This window comes from Streptomyces pimonensis (genome assembly GCF_041380215.1).
GTDB lineage: Bacteria > Actinomycetota > Actinomycetes > Streptomycetales > Streptomycetaceae > Streptomyces > Streptomyces pimonensis.
On record NZ_JAHWZY010000001.1, the window covers coordinates 107,117 to 127,186 of the forward strand.

18 protein-coding genes and 1 pseudogene are annotated in these 20,070 nt (G+C 74.1%); 12 read left to right on the forward strand and 7 right to left on the reverse strand.

The window, feature by feature from the left end:
* Window positions 1-281 precede the first annotated feature (281 nt).
* Complete coding sequence (locus tag KYY02_RS00545; RefSeq protein ID WP_371235383.1) at window positions 282-863, forward strand: hypothetical protein; 582 nt, start codon at window positions 282-284, stop codon at window positions 861-863.
* Between the two features lie 12 nt (window positions 864-875).
* Window positions 876-2,270 carry a PAS domain-containing protein gene (locus KYY02_RS00550; RefSeq protein WP_371235384.1) on the forward strand — a complete coding sequence of 465 codons (1,395 nt, stop codon included), beginning with the start codon at window positions 876-878 and terminating at the stop codon, window positions 2,268-2,270.
* Between the two features lie 199 nt (window positions 2,271-2,469).
* On the opposite strand, the gene KYY02_RS00555 is transcribed toward KYY02_RS00550, so the two are convergent.
* Window positions 2,470-3,225, reverse strand: a complete 756-nt coding sequence (locus tag KYY02_RS00555) for an SIS domain-containing protein (RefSeq protein WP_371235385.1) — start codon at window positions 3,223-3,225, stop codon at window positions 2,470-2,472.
* A gap of 228 nt (window positions 3,226-3,453) precedes the next feature.
* Here KYY02_RS00555 and KYY02_RS00560 point away from each other — a divergent pair, with 228 nt between their 5' ends.
* Complete coding sequence (locus KYY02_RS00560) at window positions 3,454-4,146, forward strand: iron-dependent transcriptional repressor DtxR (RefSeq protein WP_344555265.1); 693 nt, start codon at window positions 3,454-3,456, stop codon at window positions 4,144-4,146.
* Window positions 4,147-4,700: 554 nt separating this feature from the next.
* Complete coding sequence (locus KYY02_RS00565; protein WP_371235386.1) at window positions 4,701-5,579, forward strand: alpha/beta fold hydrolase; 879 nt, start codon at window positions 4,701-4,703, stop codon at window positions 5,577-5,579.
* An 8-nt stretch (window positions 5,580-5,587) separates the two neighbouring features.
* On the opposite strand, the gene KYY02_RS00570 is transcribed toward KYY02_RS00565, so the two are convergent.
* The gene (locus tag KYY02_RS00570) at window positions 5,588-5,785 is read right to left on the reverse strand and encodes a hypothetical protein (RefSeq protein ID WP_371235387.1); all 198 of its coding nucleotides are present in this window, start codon (window positions 5,783-5,785) and stop codon (window positions 5,588-5,590) included.
* A 264-nt stretch (window positions 5,786-6,049) separates the two neighbouring features.
* Window positions 6,050-6,700, reverse strand: coding sequence for a bifunctional DNA primase/polymerase (locus tag KYY02_RS00575; RefSeq protein WP_371235698.1), 651 nt, complete (start codon window positions 6,698-6,700; stop codon window positions 6,050-6,052).
* A 306-nt stretch (window positions 6,701-7,006) separates the two neighbouring features.
* Here KYY02_RS00575 and KYY02_RS00580 point away from each other — a divergent pair, with 306 nt between their 5' ends.
* Together KYY02_RS00580 and KYY02_RS00585 are read left to right on the forward strand one after the other, a co-directional pair.
* A complete protein-coding gene (locus KYY02_RS00580) occupies window positions 7,007-8,392 on the forward strand; it encodes an NsdA family TPR-like regulatory protein (RefSeq protein WP_371235388.1) in 1,386 nt (461 codons plus the stop codon).
* Window positions 8,393-8,570: 178 nt separating this feature from the next.
* The gene (locus tag KYY02_RS00585; RefSeq protein WP_371235389.1) at window positions 8,571-10,373 is read left to right on the forward strand and encodes a hypothetical protein; all 1,803 of its coding nucleotides are present in this window, start codon (window positions 8,571-8,573) and stop codon (window positions 10,371-10,373) included.
* A 52-nt stretch (window positions 10,374-10,425) separates the two neighbouring features.
* Here KYY02_RS00585 and KYY02_RS00590 read toward each other — a convergent pair whose 3' ends face one another.
* On the reverse strand, window positions 10,426-11,736 hold the full coding sequence (locus KYY02_RS00590) for an ABC transporter substrate-binding protein (protein ID WP_371235390.1): 1,311 nt from the start codon (window positions 11,734-11,736) through the stop codon (window positions 10,426-10,428).
* 172 nt (window positions 11,737-11,908) lie between these two features.
* On the opposite strand from KYY02_RS00590, the gene KYY02_RS00595 reads away from it, so the two are divergent.
* Window positions 11,909-12,355 (forward strand): SCO4402 family protein, encoded by a 447-nt coding sequence (locus KYY02_RS00595; protein WP_442538143.1) that lies wholly within the window; start codon window positions 11,909-11,911, stop codon window positions 12,353-12,355.
* Between the two features lie 47 nt (window positions 12,356-12,402).
* Entirely contained in the window at window positions 12,403-13,284 is an 882-nt protein-coding gene (purU, locus tag KYY02_RS00600; RefSeq protein WP_371235392.1) for a formyltetrahydrofolate deformylase, read from the forward strand.
* Window positions 13,285-13,476: 192 nt separating this feature from the next.
* Here purU and KYY02_RS00605 read toward each other — a convergent pair whose 3' ends face one another.
* Both KYY02_RS00605 and KYY02_RS00610 read right to left on the reverse strand, forming a co-directional pair.
* Window positions 13,477-14,628: a zf-HC2 domain-containing protein gene (locus tag KYY02_RS00605; protein ID WP_371235699.1), complete on the reverse strand. Its 1,152-nt coding sequence runs from the start codon at window positions 14,626-14,628 to the stop codon at window positions 13,477-13,479.
* Between the two features lie 65 nt (window positions 14,629-14,693).
* Window positions 14,694-15,275 carry an RNA polymerase sigma factor gene (locus tag KYY02_RS00610; protein ID WP_371235393.1) on the reverse strand — a complete coding sequence of 194 codons (582 nt, stop codon included), beginning with the start codon at window positions 15,273-15,275 and terminating at the stop codon, window positions 14,694-14,696.
* A gap of 358 nt (window positions 15,276-15,633) precedes the next feature.
* On the opposite strand from KYY02_RS00610, the gene KYY02_RS00615 reads away from it, so the two are divergent.
* From KYY02_RS00615 to KYY02_RS00630, 4 genes and pseudogenes are all read left to right on the forward strand, one after another.
* Window positions 15,634-16,014, forward strand: a complete 381-nt coding sequence (locus tag KYY02_RS00615; protein ID WP_371235394.1) for an STAS domain-containing protein — start codon at window positions 15,634-15,636, stop codon at window positions 16,012-16,014.
* A gap of 151 nt (window positions 16,015-16,165) precedes the next feature.
* Window positions 16,166-16,678: an EF-hand domain-containing protein gene (locus KYY02_RS00620; protein WP_371235395.1), complete on the forward strand. Its 513-nt coding sequence runs from the start codon at window positions 16,166-16,168 to the stop codon at window positions 16,676-16,678.
* Between the two features lie 483 nt (window positions 16,679-17,161).
* Entirely contained in the window at window positions 17,162-17,602 is a 441-nt protein-coding gene (locus KYY02_RS00625) for an ATP-binding protein (protein ID WP_371235700.1), read from the forward strand.
* Between the two features lie 564 nt (window positions 17,603-18,166).
* A pseudogene (locus tag KYY02_RS00630) lies at window positions 18,167-18,665 on the forward strand (hypothetical protein); the annotation flags it as partial.
* Between the two features lie 169 nt (window positions 18,666-18,834).
* Here KYY02_RS00630 and KYY02_RS00635 read toward each other — a convergent pair.
* Window positions 18,835-20,040, reverse strand: coding sequence for a flavin-containing monooxygenase (locus KYY02_RS00635; protein ID WP_371235396.1), 1,206 nt, complete (start codon window positions 20,038-20,040; stop codon window positions 18,835-18,837).
* Window positions 20,041-20,070: the final 30 nt, after the last annotated feature.

Genomic DNA, 20,070 nt, shown 5'->3' on the forward strand with positions numbered 1-20,070 from the left:
CTGGTTCCTCCCTGAGGAGGAGCCGGCCGGACGTTACCGGCGACTCGCGGGTCGGGTGACTGCGTTGGATTGGGCCGGTTGCGTGTGTCTCGCACACGCCGGTCCGGCGCCGAACCGAGTACGACGGCGGGCCACTAGCCCGCAGCCACCTCTTCCGTCCGGTTCTCATACATCTGCCGAACCACCTCCTTTCCGAAGTACCGCCACCCTAAGAAGCGCTTGCCGTCATATCAACCACTTTTTTCGTTGACCTCCGCGCGAGGGAGCGGTTGGCTTGCCGGATGGGTGATCTTCGTGTCGAAGCCGTGGACGGCGACGCCGTGCCGCAGCAGGGGCGGCACGTCCACGACGTGATCGTGCCGCCCGCCGCGACGACGTCCGACGAGGTGCGGGAGCGCGTCGCGTGCGGGTACCGGCCGGAGAACGCGTACGCCGGCGAGGTGCTGGTCGACTGCTCGACGGTGCGGCCCCCGCGGGGGGACGACGCCGTGGTGACGGTCGTCGCGCGGGTGCTGTCCGAGCACCGGCGCAAGGGCGTGGGACGGCGTTCCGCGCGTCGGGGACCGGTCACACGCGCGGCGGGCGCCGGGGCCGTCGGGACCGTGGTCCCGGCCGCCGGCGAGGACGGCGTCCGGTTCGCTCGCGCGCGGGGCTTCGGCGAGGTCGAGCGGTGCGTCCCGCCGGGAGAGCGAGCTGTGGCTGACGTGGCGACGGATGCCTTTCCCCTGGCGGGCGGGCGGATCGGACGGAGCCGCACGACGATTCCCCCCATCTTGCGGGAACCCGGTGTGCGCTGCGTCACGTTCGAGTTGAATGATTGCAAGTGGGTGAACCGTCGTGCCGTACGTGCGGACGCAGCCTGACAGGGGGTCCAGGTGAGTGCTTCCCGGCGTAGTGGGACCACCGACGAGCTGGGGCCGGACGAGCCCGAGCCCGCGCGGCAGGGGCCGGACGGCTCCGACCTCCTCGCCGCGCTGCTCGACGGCATGGACGCCGCCCTGTGCGCCTTCGACGCGGACGGGACGGTCACGCACTGGAACCGCGAGGCGGAGCGGATCCTCGGCTGGACCGCCGCCGAGGCGGTGGGCCGGGCCGGGTTCGCCGGGTGGGCCGTGCGCAGCGCGGACGCCGAGGAGGTCGAGGCGCGGCTGATGTCGGCCAGGGACGCGCCGGGCCGGCAGGTCGACGAGTTCGCGCTGCTGACGAAGGACGGCGGCCGGGTGCTGGTGCGGACGCAGTCCGCGGCGGTGCGCGGGCCGGACGGAAAGCCGGCGGGCGTGTACTGCGCGTTCAGCGAGGTGCACGCGCAGATCGACCTGGAGCGGTCGATCGCGCTGAGCGAGGCGCTGCTGGAGGACGCGAGCTGGGGTGTCGTCCTGGTCGACGCCGATCTGCGGCCCGCGGTGGTGAACGCGCACGCCGCGCGGGCGCTGGGGGCGGGGCGGACGTCCGTCCTGGGGCGGCCGCTGGGCGAGCTGCTGGCGCAGGGCGCGGAGGAGCTGGAGAGCGCGCTCGCCCATGTGCTCGCGGAGGGTGCGCCGCCCGCGCCGGCCGAGCTGTGGGTGAGCGTGCGCACGCCGGAGGGCGAGCGGCGGCGGTGCTGGCGGAGCGGGTTCGTGCGGCTGGCGTCACCGCTCGCGGAGGAACCGGTCCCGCTGGGCGTCGGCTGGCTGTTCCAGGACGTGACCGAGTCCCGGCAGGGTGAGCAGGAGGCATCCCTGCTGCGGTTCCGCGCGCAGCAGCTGCACCGCGCGGCGCACGCGGCGGCGGAGTGCGAGGACCCGGCGGAGGCGGCGACGGTCCACCTGGACTTCGCGCTGGCCGGGTTCGCCGACCACGCGCTGATCGACCGGGTGGCCGACGGTGGCCAGGACGCCGACCGGGTGAGGCTGGTACGGGTCGCCGCCACGCCGTCCGGGGCGCCGGGACCGAGCCGGTTCACGGGGTGGGCGGGGCTGCCGGTGCGGTACGGCGAGGGGCACCCGACGGTGCAGTGCGTGGAGCGGGCCGGGACGGTGCGGGCCGGCGCCGGTTCCCTGGGCGCCGAGGAGGCGCGGGTGTGGGCGCTGTCCCGGCAGTGGCCGCCGGACGCGGTGCACGCCCTGTGCGCGGTGCTGCGGAGCCGGGGGCGCACGCTGGGTGCCGTGACGTTTCTGCGGGGGGCGGGGCGCAGCGCGTTCGAACGCTCCGACGCGATGTACGCGGAGGACGTGGCGGTTCGCATCGCCACGTCCCTGGACCTGGCGGCCCTCCTCGACGACGACCGCTGACACCCGTTTCCCCGCCCCCGCCGCCCCTTCCCGTCCAGGCCTTGAGCTCCGCCCCGGACCCCGCTCCCCGAACGCCGGAGGGCTGGAGGTCGGTCCGTCCGGGGGAGTCCGGGGGGCGAGGCCCGTCCAGGGCCGAAGGGGGGCCGGCGCGCAGCCCCGGGGACGGGAAGGGGGCGGGGCGAGAGGCCGTCGTTCCGCGTCAGCGGCGGTAGAAGATGCGGTCGGCGTACTCGTCGAAGACGCGCGCGTTCCATTCGTGGCCGCCGTCCACGTTGCCCGAGCGCAGCAGCGGCGGCTCGATGCCGCGATCGGCGAGCGACGCCGCCGCGGTGGCCATGACGGCCTGGAGGAGCGCCGTGGTGACCACCGTCGACGCGGGGGCGAAGGGCGCGGGCACGTCGTCGAGGGTGAGCTCCGCGTCACCGACCGCGATCCCGGAGTCCAGGACGAGATCGCAGTGGTCCTTCAGGAACGTCCCGGAGGAGTGCCGGGACGTCGTCCGCGCCGCGTACGCCACCGACGTCACGCCGATCACCTTCACGCCCCGCTCCCGGGCCTCCACGGCCATCTCCACGGGCAGCGCGTTGCGCCCGGACAGGGAGACGACGATCAGGGCGTCGCCCGCGCGCAGGGGCGAGGACGCGAGCACGGCGCCCGCGAGCCCGTCGACGCGTTCCAGGGCGGAGCCCAGCGTGGCCGGCACCACGTCGACGCCGACGGCCCCCGGCACGGCGAGCAGGTTCATCAGGGCGAGTCCACCGGCCCGGTAGACGAGGTCCTGCGCCGCGAGCGACGAGTGTCCCGCCCCGAAGGCGAAGAGCCGGCCGCCGTCCGCGACCGTGTCGGCGAGCAGCGCGCCCGCCGCCGCGACGGACTCGGCCTCCTCGTCGCGGATCCGCTGCAGCAGGTCGATCGCGGCGTCGAGGAACCGGCCGGCCGGCGTGCGGTCGCTCATGCGGCATCCCTTCGGGCAGGAGTGTTGCGGATCACCGTGCGGTCTGGACCAGTGCCGTGTCAACACGGCGCCCGACGGTGGGGTTTCCCCCCGGTGCGGTCCCTCGTTCTCACCGCGCGGCCCGGTTGTCGGTCGTATGCGTCAGAATTGACTCCTGGGCCAGCGCACGCGCCGGTGAGCCGTCCAGCCTCCGGCAGAGCCATCCACAGATCTCATCAAGGGGCATGTATGTCCGGACTGATCGACACCACGGAGATGTATCTCCGCACCATCCTCGAGCTGGAGGAGGAAGGTGTGGTCCCCATGCGCGCCCGGATCGCCGAGCGGCTCGACCAGAGTGGTCCGACGGTCAGCCAGACGGTGGCGCGGATGGAGCGCGACGGTCTGGTGTCCGTCGCCCCCGACCGGCACCTGGAGCTCACCGACGAAGGACGCCGGCTGGCCACGCGCGTGATGCGCAAGCACCGCCTCGCCGAGTGTCTCCTGGTCGACGTGATCGGCCTGGAGTGGGAGCAGGTCCACGCCGAGGCCTGCCGCTGGGAGCACGTGATGAGCGAGGCCGTCGAGCGCCGCGTGCTGGAGCTGCTGCGGCACCCCACCGAGTCGCCGTACGGCAACCCGATCCCCGGTCTGGAGGAGCTGGGCGAGAAGGACGGGGCCGACCCGTTCCTGGACGAGGGCATGGTGTCCCTGGCCGACCTCGATCCGGGCGCCGAGGGCAAGACGGTCGTGGTGCGCCGGATCGGCGAGCCGATCCAGACGGACGCCCAGCTGATGTACACGCTGCGCCGGGCGGGCGTGCAGCCCGGTTCGGTGGTCAGCGTGACGGAGTCGGCGGGCGGGGTGCTGGTGGGCAGCAGCGGCGAGGCGGCCGAGCTGGAGTCGGAGGTGGCCTCGCACGTGTTCGTCGCCAAGCCCTGACCGGCCGGGGCGACGGGGACGGGAGACCGGCGGGCGAGCGGTGCGGGTCCGGCGGGCGAGCGGTGCGGGTCCGGCGGGCGAGCGGTGCGGGTCCGGCGGTGCGAACGGGCCGAAGCCGAGACCCACTGGGCGGAATCGCAGCGCCCGCCGGATGCGCGTGCGAGTCTGTCGCGTGAGGCGTAGGACCTGAGCGGCTCTGGCCGGGGTGGACAGCGATGTCACCCCGGCGGGGAGGGGCGGGACGATGTGCCGTGACCACGTGAGGAGCCCCGGCGCCGCACGGCGCCGGGGCCTGTCCTCCCCTGTGCTGACCCGGAGCCCCGAGCTCTCAGGGTCATTCCCCTCGGACCGTTTTCCCCGAGCGGTCCGCCCCCCGCTGAAGATCTCCCCCGGGGCACGGCGATCAATCCCCGCAGGGTGTCACTCGAACGAGGGGTGTTGCCGGGCAAAAGGCCATTCTCGAATGCGCATTCGATAATCTGCGGACGCACGGCAACGGGCAGGGCCAGCACGGCAGGCAACGGGCAGGCAGCGAGCTTGGGGGTGCCAGGACCATGGCGCGACGCATCGACGTGACCGGGGCGGACGGCGTACGGCTCGCCGCCTGGGAGTTCGGCGACCCGCCCAAGGACGGGACCGACCCGGCGGAGAGCACCGCGCGGACCGCGCCGGGCGTGCTGTTGCTGCACGGCCTGATGGGCCGCGCCTCGCACTGGACGGCCACCGCCCGTCGGCTCTCCGGGCGGTACCGCGCGGTCGCCCTCGACCAGCGCGGCCACGGCCGCAGCGACAAGCCCCCGCAGGCCTCCTTCACCCGTGACGCCTATGTCGACGACGCCGAGGCCGTCCTGGAGCAGCTCGGTCTCGGCCCCGCCGTCCTGGTCGGCCACGCGATGGGCGCGCTGACCGCCTGGCAGCTCGCCGCCAAACGCCCCGACCTGGTGCGCGGGCTGGTCATCTGCGACATGCGGGCCTCCGCCCTCGGGGCCGCCTCGCAGCGCGAGTGGGCGGAGTGGTTCACGACCTGGCCGGTCCCGTTCGCCACGCTCGCCGACGTGCGCAAGTGGTTCGGCGAGGACGATCCCTGGGTGGAGCGGCCCAACCCGGCCCGCGGCGCCTTCTACGCCGAGACGATGGCCGAGTCGCCGGACGGCTGGCGTCCGGTGTTCGACCCGGACCAGATGCTCCGCTCCCGCGAGAGCTGGGTGCTCGACGCGCACTGGGAGGAACTGGCCCAGGTGCGCTGCCCCGCCCTGGTGGTCCGCGGCCTCGACGGCGAGCTCGGCCGCGCGGAGGCCCAGGAAATGGTCCGCGTCCTCCCGCACGGCCGGTACGCGGAGGTCGCCGACGCCGGCCACCTGGTCCACTACGACCAGCCGGAGGCCTGGCTCATGGCGATCGAACCCTTCCTGGACTCGCTGGACGACCGCTGACCGCCGGTTCAGCCCTTGTTCACCGCCGTCAGGATCTCCGGCAGCCGGCGGGCCGTCAGCGGAGCCGCCGGCCGCGGACCGAGGAGGACCGGGGTCGTGCCGCAGGCCGTGCCCACCGGCAGCAGCCGGGACAGGCCCGCCGTCGTGCGGTCGCGGACCACCGTGTCCCCGGCCGCCCGGAGGGCGGAACCGTCCGGCGGGGTCATCAGCCGCGTCAGGGACCGTGACCGCAAGACGAGCGGTCCCGCCGACGCCCAGGCGACCAGAGGAAGTTGCGCCGGCGTGACTCCGTACGCCCCCTCGCCCGCCGCATGCGCCGCGGCGACCGCCGACGCCGGCGGGAAGCACCGCAGCACGTCCGGACACCGGGGCCTGCCGCTCCGGACCGGAGGGGCCCGGCCGCTGCGCCCCGAAGTCGACCGGCTGCGCCCGACGACGATCACCAGTGACCGCGCACGACAACGGGCGTCCTATCGATCCCTGCCGCACGCATAGGCCAACGGCGAGACCAGCTCCTCCACATCCGGCAGCCACCGGTTCGCGGCCGTGGGCCGGCAGACCCACTGCACGGCCCCCCGGCACCCGACCCGGGTGGGCGGCGCGGCCACGTACGCCCCCTCGCCGAGGACCGTCAGGTCGATCGACGAAGACCACCCCAGCCTGCGCAGCAGTTCCGGCACCTTCGCCGACGCCCCCGGCAGCACGAAGAACTCCATCCGTCGGTCGGGCGTCACCGTGACCGGCCCCAGCGTCGACTTCATCCGCTCCATCCGCGCGAGCGCCAGGAAGCCCGCGGTCTCCGGCACGGAGACCGCGTCGAACGACCGCCCGGTGGGCAGCAGGATCGACGCGGCCGGCCGCTCCTGCCACAGCCGACGGGCGACGGTCGCGCTGCCGGTCGCCCGGGCCGCCCAGTCCGGACGGGCCGGGTGCGCGCCGGGCGCGGGGCACGCGGCGTCACCGCACGAGCAGCGCTGCACCCCCTCGACGGCCTCCAGCCAGGTGCCCGGGAACACGTCCCAGTGCCGCTCCTCGGCGTAGCGAACGGCGGTGTCCAGCAGCGATTCCCCGCGCTGCTTCGGGATCTGTAGGCCCGCGATCGTCTCTTCCACGATGAACACAACTACGGCCGTCACCAGGGGTTACGCCCGCCCGCATGCGCGGGGGAGGAGCACCGGTTCCCCGTTCGGGGCGCATGGGTGCATCCACAGGGGCGCGCAGGAGGATCCGCTTCCCCGGTGGGTAACCAGGAGGGGGGTCGGCAACCACCGTTACCCCGGCAATCCTCGCATGTCCTGCATTGTCCGCACTTGGGCGGGGCATTGATCCTCCCGGCCGCACCTCTCGCCAGGACGCGAGACGTACGGCCGCGGAAGACACGTCAACTCGGTGCGTGGGCAGGGCACCGCAGCCTCAGGGGGTACACCATGGCCGCAAGGCCTCTCGTCGCGCGGCAGCCGAACGAACGGCTGCAGGCGCTCATCCAGGAAGCCGGATGCTCCAACGCCGGACTGGCCCGCAGGGTCAACATGTGCGGCGCCGAGCACGGCCTCGACCTGCGCTACGACAAGACGTCGGTGGCCCGCTGGCTGCGCGGACAACAGCCGCGGGGCCGGGCGCCGGCGATCATCGCGGAGGCGCTGGGCCGCAAGCTGGGCCGCACGGTCACGATCGACGAGATCGGCATGGCCAACGGCAAGAACCTCGCCTCGGGCATCGGCCTCCAGTTCTCGCCGACGGTGCTGGGGGCCATCGAGCAGGTCTGCGAGCTGTGGCGCAGCGACGTGGGGCGGCGGGACTTCCTGTCCGGTTCCTCCGTCGCCGCCTCCGCGCTGGTGGAGCCCAGCCGGGACTGGCTGATCTCCGCGCCCGACGGGCAGGTGGCGCGCTCCGCCGGGCCCCGCGTGGGCCAGTCCGACGTGGCGGCGGTGCGGTCCATGACGCAGGCGCTGGTGGACCTGGACCACCAGTACGGCAGCGGGCACGTGCGCCCGGTCGTGGTCCACTACCTCAACAGCGTCGTCTCGGGGCTGCTGGCGGGGTCGTACCGCGAGGCCGTGGGGCGTGACCTGTTCGCGGCGGTCGCGCGGCTGACCGAACTCGCCGGGTACATGGCCGTCGACACCGGGCAGCCGGGCCTCGCCCAGCGCTACTACATCCAGGCGCTGCGGCTGGCACAGGCGGCCGGGGACCGCGGATACGGCGGGTACGTGCTCGCCGCCTCCATGAGCCACCTGGCCGCGCAGCTCGGAAACCCGCGGGAGATCGCCCAGTTGGCGCGTGCGGCACAGGAGGGCGCACGGGGGCGCGTGACACCCCGCGCGGAGGCGATGTTCCACGCGGCGGAGGCGCGCGGGCACGCGCTGATGGGCGACGTGCACGCCGCGCAGACGGCGGCGGGGCGTGCGGTGAGCGCCATGGAGGCCGTCGATCCGGCCTCGGGCGACGACCCGGTGTGGATCGCGCACTTCGACGAGGCCTATCTGGCCGACGAGTTGGCGCACTGCCACCGGGACCTCGGCCAGGCGGAGGCCGCCGCGCGGTACGCCCGCCAGGCGCTGGACGGGCATCCGGCGTCGCGGGCGCGGCGGCGGGCGATCGGCCATGTGCTGCTGGCCACCGCGCAGGTGCAGCAGCGGGAGATCGAACAGGCCTGCAGTACGGGCCTGGAGGCGGTGGAACTGCTCGACGGGATCCGGTCCAACCGGGGCTCCGAGTACCTGGACGACCTCCAGGAGCGCCTCGAGCCGTACCGGGAGGAGTCGGCGGTACGGGAGTTCGGGGCGCGGATGGAGCTCCAGACGGCGGCGTGACGCCCGTGACGTGAAGGCCGTGAAAGCGGGGAAGTGGAGCAACCAGCGTGCGGTGACCCGGTTTTGTCACCGCGCTCACAGGGCAGGAGGTCAGGTTCTGTGCTGCGTGGCACCGGGCTCCGGGGACCCGGTAGCGTGAGCCGACGATCCACAAGGTCCCCCATTGGTAGGAGTCCCGGTGACGCAGAGTGGACAGGGCGAGGAGCCCTCGGCGCGCCCCGCGCGCGAAGGCATCGTGCTGCCCTCCGACGGTGGTGGACCCATGCCGCCGGGCATGACGACCGGACCGGCCGCCCCCGGTGGCGCGGACGGCCGGAGCCCCGGCGGCGGGTTCCCCGTGTCGGCCCCGCCCGGCGGCCAGGCCTGGGGCACGCCGTGGGGCCACGGGCAGCAGAACCCGCCCCCGCCGTCCGGCCAGGAACGGCAGCCCCCGTCCGACGGCGGGTGGGGCGCTCCGGAGCCGTCCCCGTGGGGCGCGCAGCATCCGCCCGGCCCGCTCCCGCCCGAGGGCGCGCCGAACCACGGCGGTCATCACCTCCCGTACGCAGCCGGCGACGCCTACGGCGGACACGGGAGCGACGCCACGCCGTCGCACCTGCCGCAGCCGGACGCCGGATACGGCGGGAGCACCCCGCCCGGTCCGCGGGGAAACGTTCCGCACGGCGGTGCCGCCCCGTACGCCGCCGGAGCCTCCTTTCAGAACGGCTACGGCGCCGCCGCCCAGAACGGCTACGGCGCCCCCCAGTACCCGCCGGCCGTCGCGCCCGACGGGCTGGAGGGCGTCACCCAGTACATGCCGTCGGTGCCCGCCGCCGGTGACGAGGGGGCGACGCAGTTCATACCCCCGGTGTCCGCCGCCGGTGACGAGGGGGCGACGCAGTTCATACCCCCGGTGCCCGCCGCCGGTGACGAGGGGGCGACGCAGCTCATGCCCCCGGTGGGCCCGGGCATGCTGCCGCCCGAGATGCCCGCCCACGGCTCCGAGGCGGGCGGATACCGGGGCGTGCCCCCGCAGAACACGTCCGGCGTGGCCCCCCTGCCGGCCACCGGCCATCCCGACGCCGAGGCCACCCAGTACATCGCCCCCGTCACCGACCAGCCCCCCGGACAGTCCTACGGCGCCCCGCCGCCCGGTGACGGCGACCGGCAGCCGCCGGCCGAGTTCGACAACCTCTTCCGCAGCGACGCCGCCGGCGGCCCGGCCGGATCCACCCAGCAGCTCCCGCGCGTGGAACACGGGCGGCCCGCCCGGGGGGCCCGCGTCCCGGCCGACGGCCCGACCGGGCCCGCCTCCGCTGGCGGCCGGGGCGGCCGGGGCAGGGGCGGCAGCGGCGGACGCGGCAGTGGCCGCACCGGCTCACGCGTGCCGCTCATCGCGGCGGTCGGCATCGGCATCGCCGTGCTCGGCGTCGGCGCGGGCGCGCTGCTCGGCAACCCGGGCGGTGCTGACGACGGCGGCGACGGCCAGACCGTGTCCGCCACCGCGCCCGCGAGCGACGGGGCCTCCGCGTCGCCGTCCGCCGACCCGGCCCGTGAGCAGGCCGTCGCACTGGACAAGCTGCTGGCCGACAGCGGCGACAGCCGGACCGCCGTGATCAACGCGGTCGCCGACGTGAAGGCCTGCCGTGACCTGGGCCGGGCCGCCGCGGACCTGCGGGAGGCGGCCGGGCAGCGCACCCGGTTGGTGACCGACCTCTCCGGTCTGGCCGTGGACGAGCTGCCGGACCACGAGGCGCTGACCACCGCGCTCACCAAGGCGTGGGAGGCGTCGGCGTCGGCCGACAACCACTACGCCGCCTGGGCCGACCAGACCGCCGGCAAGAAGGGCTGCAAGAAGGGCCAGGCCCGGACGACCGGCCAGACCCAGGCCGGCAACCGGGCCAGCGGCACCGCGACCGCCGAGAAGCAGAAGGCCGCCGAGCTGTGGAACGTGATTGCCAAGCAGTACGGCCTGACCGAGCGCCAGCCGACCCAGTTGTGACCGGGCGCCGCCGGGGAGCGGTCCCGCCCGCCCGTCCGGGCGGGGCCGCGGGTCAGCCCAGGTCCGCTTCCCGCAGCGTCTTCGTCACGTCGGTGAAGCCCTCGCGGGCCGCGACCAGCCGGCCGTTCTCGACCACCTGAAGGGTCACGTTCGCGTTGACCAGGCGGGGGAAACCGACGGCGGCGAGCTCGTCCTGGAAGTTCCACCGCAGGGCGGGCGTGAGCCCGCCCGTGGTGACCTTCAGTCCGCTGTTCAGCGCCCCTCTCACCGTGTCGGCGCTCACCTCGCCGTCCCCCAGCGATTCGACGACCTGCTTGAACACGGTGTAGGCGATCCAGGTGGTCTGCACCCCGGCGTCCGCGGAGTCGATCCGGTTGTCGCCGAACGCCTCCTCCTTGATCACCTTCTTCATCGGGTCCCAGCGGGCGTCGCCCGCCGCCGGGTACCAGCCGGTGACGAACGACCCCTCGTACGGCCCCGACGCCCCGCCGGACGCGTCGATCGTCGTCTGGTCGACGCTGCCCAGCACGGTCGCGGTGTGCACCTCGGGGTAGTCGGCGCGAGCCCGCCGGAAGGAGTCCATGAAGGTGTTCGTGCGGTCGCCGAGGGCGGGCACCACACAGCCCCGCCCGGCCGTGTCCGCGGTGGCGTGCTCCAGGGCCTGCTGCGCCTGGCTGTTGTACGAGGTGGCGTCCTCCGGCGCCCGCTGGTCCCCGGACGGCGCGTGCCCGCCCGCCTCCAGGCCCGAGTCGAGCAGCGGCGGCAGCTGGTCGCCCGCGATGGTGTCGGGCCTGATCAGGGTGACCGGCCCGCAGCTGTCGGCCAGGGTGCGGCCGAGACCGGCCAGCAGCGCCGGCTGGCCGCCGTTGACGGGATAGGACAGGGGACTGGTGAACTCGTCGGTGGTGATGCCGTAACCGCCGATGTACGGGATGCCGGCGCCCTCCAGGGTGGGCAGGAACGAGTCGGCGTGCTGGCTGTAGGATCCGACGACCGCGACGGCGTTCTCCTGGACCGCGCGCCGGGCGCACCGTGCGACGGTCACGGTGTCGTTCTTGTCGTTGCAGGTCAGCACGTTGAGTCGACGCCCGTTGATGCCTCCCTGGGAGTTGACCCAGCGGGCGTAGGCCTCGGCGAACGCGGGCATCCCGGGCTTGTTGGTGGCCCTGGTGTCCTGGGGCGCCCACGTCATCACGGTGATGGGGTCGTTTCCGGAGCCCCCCGTGGTGCCGGGGACGACTCCGCACCCGGCGGCGAGCGACGCGCACGCCACCAGCACGCCCGCGCTCAGGGCGCCGGCTCTGACGGGCCGGTGGAGGAGGCGGGGGAGGGGGATGCTGCGGATGCGTCGCCTGCCGGTCATACTCACGCACGATTCCGCCACATGGCCAACCCGGGAGTGACCCTTGGTCAACGGAGGGTGACGCGGGGGTGAATTGCGGGGCCCGGTACCACCGGCGCGGGGCGGAAACGTACGATCGACGATCGTGCAAGGTTCGGAGAACTCTTCCCGTCGCGGCCGCCGCTCCTCCACCATGGGCGGCATGCCACTCAACGACATGCCGTGGTGGCGCTGGCGCAGCAATGTGCGCTCCGCGCTGCACATGCTCTCCGATCCCGCCTTCCAGCGGGACGTCTGGCTGGCCGGGGTCGACGGCTACGGCGACGTCACCGACGCCGTCTACCGGCTGGTCGAGGACACCTGGCTGGACAACTGGTCCGCCGAGAAGTACGTCGGCACGATCTTCCGCGACTCCCAGGAGGCGGCGCTCGTCGACACCGCGGTGCTGCGCGTCCTGCGGATCATGCACCAGGTCGGCCCGGACGCGCCGGTGGCCGCCTATCTCGAGCACGAGGGGTGGCCGGAGGCGGTACGGGCGGCGCGGGACGCGCACGTGCGGATGGCGGCGAGCGACGGGGACGACCCCGACACGCCTCCGAGCACCCTCGACGTGCTGCGGATCCTGACGCGGTCCGCGTAGCGGAACGGCCGGCCGGCCGTGACCGCGCGTGTGGGACCCTTCTGTGCATGAGCGAGCAGTCCACCCGAGCCGCGGCCCCGGCCGACCAGTACGTCCTCACCCTGTCCTGCCCCGACAAGCAGGGCATCGTGCACGCCGTGTCCAGCTACCTCTTCATGACCGGCTGCAACATCGAGGACAGTCAGCAGTTCGGCGACCACGACACGGGGCTGTTCTTCATGCGCGTCCACTTCTCGGCGGACGCCCCGGTGACCGTGGAGAAGCTGCGGGCGAGCTTCGCGGCGATCGGTGACTCCTTCCACATGGACTGGCGGATCAGCCGGGCCGACGAGAAGATGCGCGTCCTGCTCATGGTCAGCAGGTTCGGGCACTGCCTGAACGACCTGCTGTTCCGCGCGCGGACCGGAGCGCTGCCGGTGGAGATCGTCGGGGTGGTGTCCAATCACACCGACTTCGCCGAACTGGTGGCCTCGTACGACATCCCCTTCCACCACATCCCGGTGCCGAAGGACGGCAAGCCGGAGGCCGAGGCCCGGCTGCTGGAGATCGTGCGCGAGAACGACGTCGAACTCGTCGTCCTCGCCCGCTACATGCAGGTCCTCTCGGACGACCTGTGCAAGCAGCTCTCCGGGCGGATCATCAACATCCACCACTCCTTCCTGCCGAGCTTCAAGGGCGCGAAGCCGTACCACCAGGCGCACGCCCGGGGTGTGAAGCTGATCGGCGCGACCGCGCACTACGTCACCGCCGACCTCGACGAGGGGCCGATCATCGAGCAGGAGGTCGAGCGGGTGGGGCACGACGTCACGCCCGAGGGGCTCGTCGCGATCGGCCGGGACGTGGAGTGCCAGGCGCTGGCGCGGGCGGTGAAGTGGCATGCGGAGCGCCGCATTCTGCTCAACGGGCGGCGGACGGTGGTGTTCGCCTGAGGGTCCGGGGTCTCCGTCTCGTCGGCGGCCGTGGGTGCGTGAAGGCCGTTCGCGCGGTTCCCCGCGCCTCTTTCGGACGGGTCCACCGGACCCGTCCGAAAGAGGCGCGGGACTGTATCGCCATGCGGCTCTGCCGCGTGGGCGCGAGCAACCACGGACCACCCGCACCCGCCGACGAGACGGAACCCCGTCCTACATCCGGCTCATGCTCGCCGCCGCCATCAGCACGTCCCTGATGACGGCGCGGTCCCCGACCTGCCCCACCGCGGCCTCCCGCGGCGGCACGTGTCCCGCCGCCAGCCGGCAGAACTCCGCCCCGTCCAGCGCGACGTGCGCCACCTCGTGCTCCGCGGAGCCCTTCGCCGCGGGGGAGTCGAGCGGGATCAGCCACTGGCCCCCGCCGGACCCCTCGATCTCCAGCCGCAGGCTGCGTCCCGGCTCCCCGGCGGCGACCAGGCGCCGTTCCACGGGGGAGGCCAGCCCGCGCAGCCGGCGGTGCTCGAGGACGGTCGGCAGCATCCGCGCGGCCAGGTCGACGAGCCGGTGCAGGTACCGCCCGGAGGGCGGGTCGTACGGGTAGTCCACCGCCTCGGCGATGTCCTCCGCGTGCACCCAGCACTCGAAGGCCCGTTCCAGCATCGCGTCGTGCAGCGGCAGCTCGTAGTCGCCGTACGACACCGGCAGCCGTCCGGCGCCGTCGTCCGTGAAGGACGCCGTCCGCACGAGGTCGTGGCTCTGCTTCCGCCAGGGCGCCCGCACGGAGCGGGTGGGCGGGAAGCGGGAGGCCCGCCAGTACGCCTCGGTGCGCTCCCACGGGGTGGGCCGGACGGCCGCTTCGTCGCCGAGCGGGTCGCCGAGGCCGAGGGCGACCGCGACCAGCCCGTCGACGGTCAGCAGGTGCGCGATGACCCCGGCGACGGTGGTGCGGCGGCTGCTCGCCTCGTCGGACTCGTACCAGCGCAGCCGCACCGGCGCATGCCACTCGGAGTCACCGAAGTCCTGGAGCAGCGCGTCCAGCCGCGCGGTCTCGGCGTCGTACGCGGCGGCCCACTCCGGCACGGGGGTGCGGGGCGGGCGCCGTTCCAGGCAGGACTCCAGGACGCGGGTGCGCAGGCCGGGGTCCAGGTCCAGGCTCTCGGGCCGCTGGAGCAGGCCGACCGCCGCGCGCAGCCGCAGCGCCTCGTCCGCGCAGGGACCGCAGGTGCCGAGGTGCTGCTCGACGGCGTCCGCCTCCGCCGGCGTGCAGGCGGCCAGTGCCCAGGCGCCCAGCAGCGACTTCAGCACGTGGTGCTCCAGCGTGAGCGGTCCGTGGTGCTCCAGCGTGAGCGGTCCGTGGTGCTCCAGCGTGAGCGGTCCGTGGTGCTTCTGCGGTGCGTCGTACGGCTCGGCGTGGTCGACGGGGTGCTCGCTCACGCGGCACCTCCGATCCCGGGCGGGGCGTCCGGGGCACCGGTGTCGTGTGCGGTGGCCAGGAGCTGCAGGCCGAGGCGGAGCCGGCGGCGGGCCTCGTCGTCGGTGACGCCCAGGTCGGCGGCGGTCTGGCGGTAGTTCCGGCGCTGGAAGTACGCCAGCTCCAGGGCGGCCCGCAGCGGCGCCGGCATGGACTGGACGATGTAGTCGGCGCGGGCCGCCACCGAGGCGTGCCGCACCGTGCGCTCCAGGTCCTCCGCGGTGCCGGGGCCGCCGCGGGCGAGCGCCGCGGTCTTTGTGGTGCGCAGTCGCCGCACGGCCAGCCGGCCGGTCAGCGCGGCGAGCCAGGTGCGCAGGGGTTCCTGCGCGGGGTCGTAGGAGTTTGGGTGTTCCCAGACGTGGGCGAAGACCTCGCGGGTGACGGCGTCGGCGGCGTGCTCGTCGCCGACGACGCGGTGGGCGAGGCCGCGCACGAGTGAGGCGAACCGGTCGTAGAGCTCGCCGAGGGCGGCCGCCTCCCCCCGTGCGAGCCGTTGCCGCATCGTGCGGTCCCAGCGGGGCGGTACGTCCGTTTTCGGCATGTGGCCCCTCACCCCTGTTCCTCCCCCGGTACCGGGCCGGTCGTGCCCGGGGCCGGCATGTGGTCGGCGACTCCAAGAATGTAGTCGGCGCGTAGCGGGGCGCACGCCCTTTTATGGCAATGCGCACCCCTGGAGAAGCCACAGGTGCTATGGGGCCGTCCGTCCACGTCGGACGCCGTCCGGGTCGCACTCGCCCACCCCCATGCCGATCGGAACCGATCGAATCAGATCGAAGGAGACTGGAATGAGCCCTTTCCGTTCGGCTCCCGTTTTCCGGCTCGCGTTTCAGGGAACGGCCGTTGGGCAGCTGCGCTGCAAGGAAGCGTAGGGACTGCTTCCGGTTCGGCGAGCGAGGGGCGTGGTGGTGACGTTCGAAGTGACCGACGAGGAGCACGGCGAGTGGGCCGTGCTCCGGGTGTCGGGCGAGCTGGACCTGCTGACGTCCCCGGTGCTGCGCCAGCGGGTGCACGACGTGGTGGCCGAGGGCCGGCACAGCCTCGTCCTCGACCTCTCCGAGGTGTGGTTCTGCGACTCGAGCGGGGTCGGCGTGCTCATCGCCGCCCGCAGACTGCTCCGCTCCTGCCGGGGCGGCCTGCGGCTGATCCTCCCCGCGCGGGGCGCCGCCGACGGCAGCCACGTCAACAAGGTGCTCGGCGCCCTCGGGGTCCGCCGGCTCTTCGAGATCCACCCGGACGTCCCCTCCGCGGTCGACGAGGACTCCCGCCCGCTGTCGGCGTGACGCCACGCACGAGCGCTCACACGTGTCACACGCTTGTCCCGTCGTTCCCCCGGTCTTGGCCCGGGTGCCGTTTTCCGGCTCCCCGGCGGCCCTCCACCACGTACGCTCCCAGCGAGACGACCCCACTGACCTAAGGCGGCCTGAGAGAGACATGGTCACCAGCGAGTACGAGCGCAGGATCGCGGCCCGCTTCGCGGGCTTCGACCAGGACGGCAACGGCTACATCGACCGCGAGGACTTCAGTGCGGCGGCCAAGGCGCTGCTCGCCGAGTTCGGCACCGCGGCCCGCTCCGACCGGGGCCAGGCCCTGTACGTCGGCGCCGAGGCGTTCTGGCAGGGCATGGCGGGGATCGCGGACCGCGACGGCGACCAGCGCATCACGCGCGGAGAGTTCGTGAACGGCGCGGTCAAGCGGCTGCGGGACAACCCGGACCGGTTCGCCGACATCGCCCGCCCCTTCCTGCACGCGGCGCTCGCCGTCGCCGACACCGACGGCGACGGCGCGGCCACCGTCGAGGACGCCGCGCGGGGCCTCGAGGTGCTCGGCGTTCCCGAGGACCTCGCCCGCAAGGCGGCCGCCGCGCTGGACTTTGACGGTGACGGCAGGATCGGCGAGGAGGAGATCGTCCGGTCCTTCGCCCGTTACTTCACCGTCCCCGAGTAGAACGCCTCCGCGCGGATGTCACGGATCGTGGCTTTTTCATGATCACGGAAGGGTGGTGCCGGCTTGTGTCCTGTGCGGTACTCGTCACGGCCCGGAGCCGGACGTCCGCTCCGGTGCCTTGTGCCGGAGGTGAGCGGTCCCGGGCGTGCGCCGCGCGGGAGTTGCCCCGAGGCGGCTCCGTACCGGCCGGCGCCTGCGGCTGCCCGCCGGGTGACCAGGCGGAACGCCGGTACCCGTTCGACTTCCCGTGGCGGGCGTCGCACAGTATGCCGCACGTGTACTCCTTCGCGCTGGAATATGCCTGAAGCGCTTGTTGGGGTGACTGTACGTCAACCATGCTGTCCTACAAGGGATTCACGTTCCGTGACCCCTGTCCCGGCCGTTGTTCTGGCCATGCAGAGAATGGCTACGATCGTGGCCCTCGTGAGGCGCGAGTCCAAGTGTCCGCCGGTTCGGATGGTGTGAGCGGTGCAGGTGCTTCAAGTGCAGCTGGAGATCCGGCCCGACCCCGCTGAGGTGGGACGGGCCCGGCGGTGGGCCCGCTCGCGGCTGGCCGGTTCGGGCATAGGGGCCGACGAACCGCTCGCCGAGGTCCTGATCCTGCTCGTCTCGGAGCTCGTCACCAACGCCGTGGTGCACACCGGCTGTCCGGCCGTCCTGCGGCTCTCCCTGCCGGGGGCGGACGCCGAGGAGGCCACCGTCCGCCTGGAGGTGGCCGACCGCAGCGAACGGGCGCCGGTGCCGCGCTGCGTGGACGGCGAGGCGACGGGCGGACGCGGGCTCGCCCTCGTGGACGGGCTGGCCGACCGCTGGGGCTGGAGCGCGGAGGGGGCCGGCAAGCGGATCTGGTGCGAGCTGGACCGGTGCGCGCAGGTGTCCGACGGGGCGCCGACGTGTGGCGGGCTGGCGTACGAAGCGGTGTGAACGCACGCGGAGCCTGTGTGCGGGGGCGGGCACCGGAGAGCCCCGGGGTCTCCGTTCAGCCGGCGGGTGAGGGTGCGCGGGGGTGTCCGTACAGCTCCCCGCGCCCCTCGGGGAAGTCGTCCGCGTCCTCTTTCCGTGCGGTTCCCCGCGTCCCCGCGGGGGGCACGGATGCACGGTGGGTCGGCCGAACGGGTGGGGGTATGGCGCGGTGCGCCGGGTGTGCTTCCGTGCGCGGTGTCGGCGAACAGGGCATATGACTCAACTGGTCCATTGTGACCCGAATCGGTGTTGACGCGCCGTGACCGTTTGATCACTCTGTTCGTCAGCGATTCGCCGCGAGGGGACGGCGAGGGCTCGACGACGGGAGCCCTCGACGAGCGTGGGTCGTGATTCGGCGTCGGCTCCCCAGGGCCGAGGGGGAGCCTGGGAGGGACGCCGGAGCCGAAGAGCGGTGTGGCGCTGTCGTGCTCGGGGCGGACAGCGCCGCACCGCCGCCGACGGAGGCCCCCGGCCCTTTCACAGCCTGTGGGCGGCCTCCCGCTCGCCCTCCGGCCGCCGCGACCGGTGGCGTCCGGGTGGTTCACGGACCGCTTCGACGCGCGCCGGCTGCTCACGGCGTACTACGGGCCGCGGGGGATCTCGCTGCTGTTCCTGCCGGTGCTGCTGGCGCCGGGCGGACATCCGCCGACGCTGTTCCTCATCGTCTTCCACGGGCCGGGCCGCCACCGTGGTGCCGACGCTCGCCCTGTGCCGTGAGCACCACTGCGAGGACGCTCCGATCGTGCTCGGACGGGTGCTCGCCCCGTCTTCCACGGGCCGGGCCGCCACCGTGGTGCCGACGCTCGCCCTGTGCCGTGAGCACCACTGCGAGGACGGTCCGATCGTGCTCGGACGGGTGCTCGCCCCGCACCGGGTGGGTGCGGCTGTCGTCGCCTTCCCCCGGGGGCGCCGCGCGGGACACGTTCGGGTCGTGCGACGTGGTCCGGTACGCGGCGGGGCGTTGCACGCCGCGGCGGCGCTGACGGCATTGGCGACCCGGCGGCGGGCAAGCACCTCGTTCCCGGCCGTGGCCGCTCGGGGGCGGGGCCGGGCGGGGGTGTCGCGCAGCCCGGCACTGCCGGGGTGCCCTTCCCCCTCCGGCTGCGCTCGAAGGGGCCCCACCGCCCGCCCGCGGCGTCCTGGGGGTGCCTTTCGGGCCGCTTCGGGCACGGGGGAGACATGACTGCCCGCAGTCACGAGGGGAGCCGGGAAGCTCCCCCCGTGCGGGACACCGCCCTCGCGATCCGCTGCGCGTCCCGCGCCAGTTCGCGGAGGTTGCCGCTGATCGGGTGGGTGAAGCCCGTGAAGTAGAGGCCGGGGGCGCCGGCCGGGGTGCGGGCGCCGTGGACGACCGGTCCGCCGCGGTCGTCGAGGACGCCGAGCCCGCCGACCAGACCCTCCAGACCGCGTACGTAGCCCGTGGCCGCCACGATCGCGTCCGGGCCGATGCGGTCGCCGTCCGCCAGGACGACCTCGCCCTCCTCGAACCCCTCCACCGCGGCCACGACCTCCACCGCCCCCTTGCGCACGGCGTCGACGAGGCCGACGTCCTGCACGGGGACGGCCCCCTCCAGCACCCGGCTGTACAGCCCGGTGCCGGGGCGCGGGAGCCCTCGGGCCGACAGGTCCGGCAGCGCCACCCTCGCCTGGACCCGGCACAGCCGGTCGACGAGGCCGACCGGCAGCCGGCGCACCAGGACGCCCGAGTACTGCGCGGGCCAGCCCGCGGTCGAACGGCGCACGATGTGCGGAGGGGTGCGCACCGCGAGGCGCACCCGGGAGGCGCCCCCCTCCACCAGGTCCACGGCGATCTCGGCGCCCGTGTTGCCGACGCCCACGACCAGCACGTCCCGGCCGGCGAAGGGCTTCGCGTCGCGGTACTCGGACGCGTGCAGGAACTCGCCGGCGTATGTGTCCCGGCCGGGCCAGTCGGGGACGCGGGGCGTGTGGTTGAAGCCGGTGGCGACGACGACCGCCGCGCCGGTCAGCTCGCGGCCCCCGGTGGCGTGCAGCAGCCAGCCGGCGCCGTCGGGGGCGCGCTCGACCCGTGAGACCTCGACCCCGGTGACGATCTCCAGCCGGTGGTGCTCGGCGTACTTCTCCAGGTACCGGACCACGTCGTCCCGGGCCGGCCACCGCCCGAACCGGCGCGGCATCGGCAGGCCGGGCAGCGCGGACAGGCGCCGGGTGGTGTGCAGCCGCAGCCGGTCGTAGTGGCGCCGCCAGGAGTCCCCCACGCGGTCGGAACGCTCCAGGACGACGGCCCGCACCCCCCGGGCGCGCAGGGCGTAGGCGACGGCGAGTCCGCCCGGTCCGCCGCCGATGACGTAGACGGGGTGGTCCGCCCGGTTCGGCGCGGCGGGCCGTGCGGGCGTGGAGGAGTCGGAGGAGTCGGCCATGAGCGCGAGCGTAATCACGCACCCGGTTGA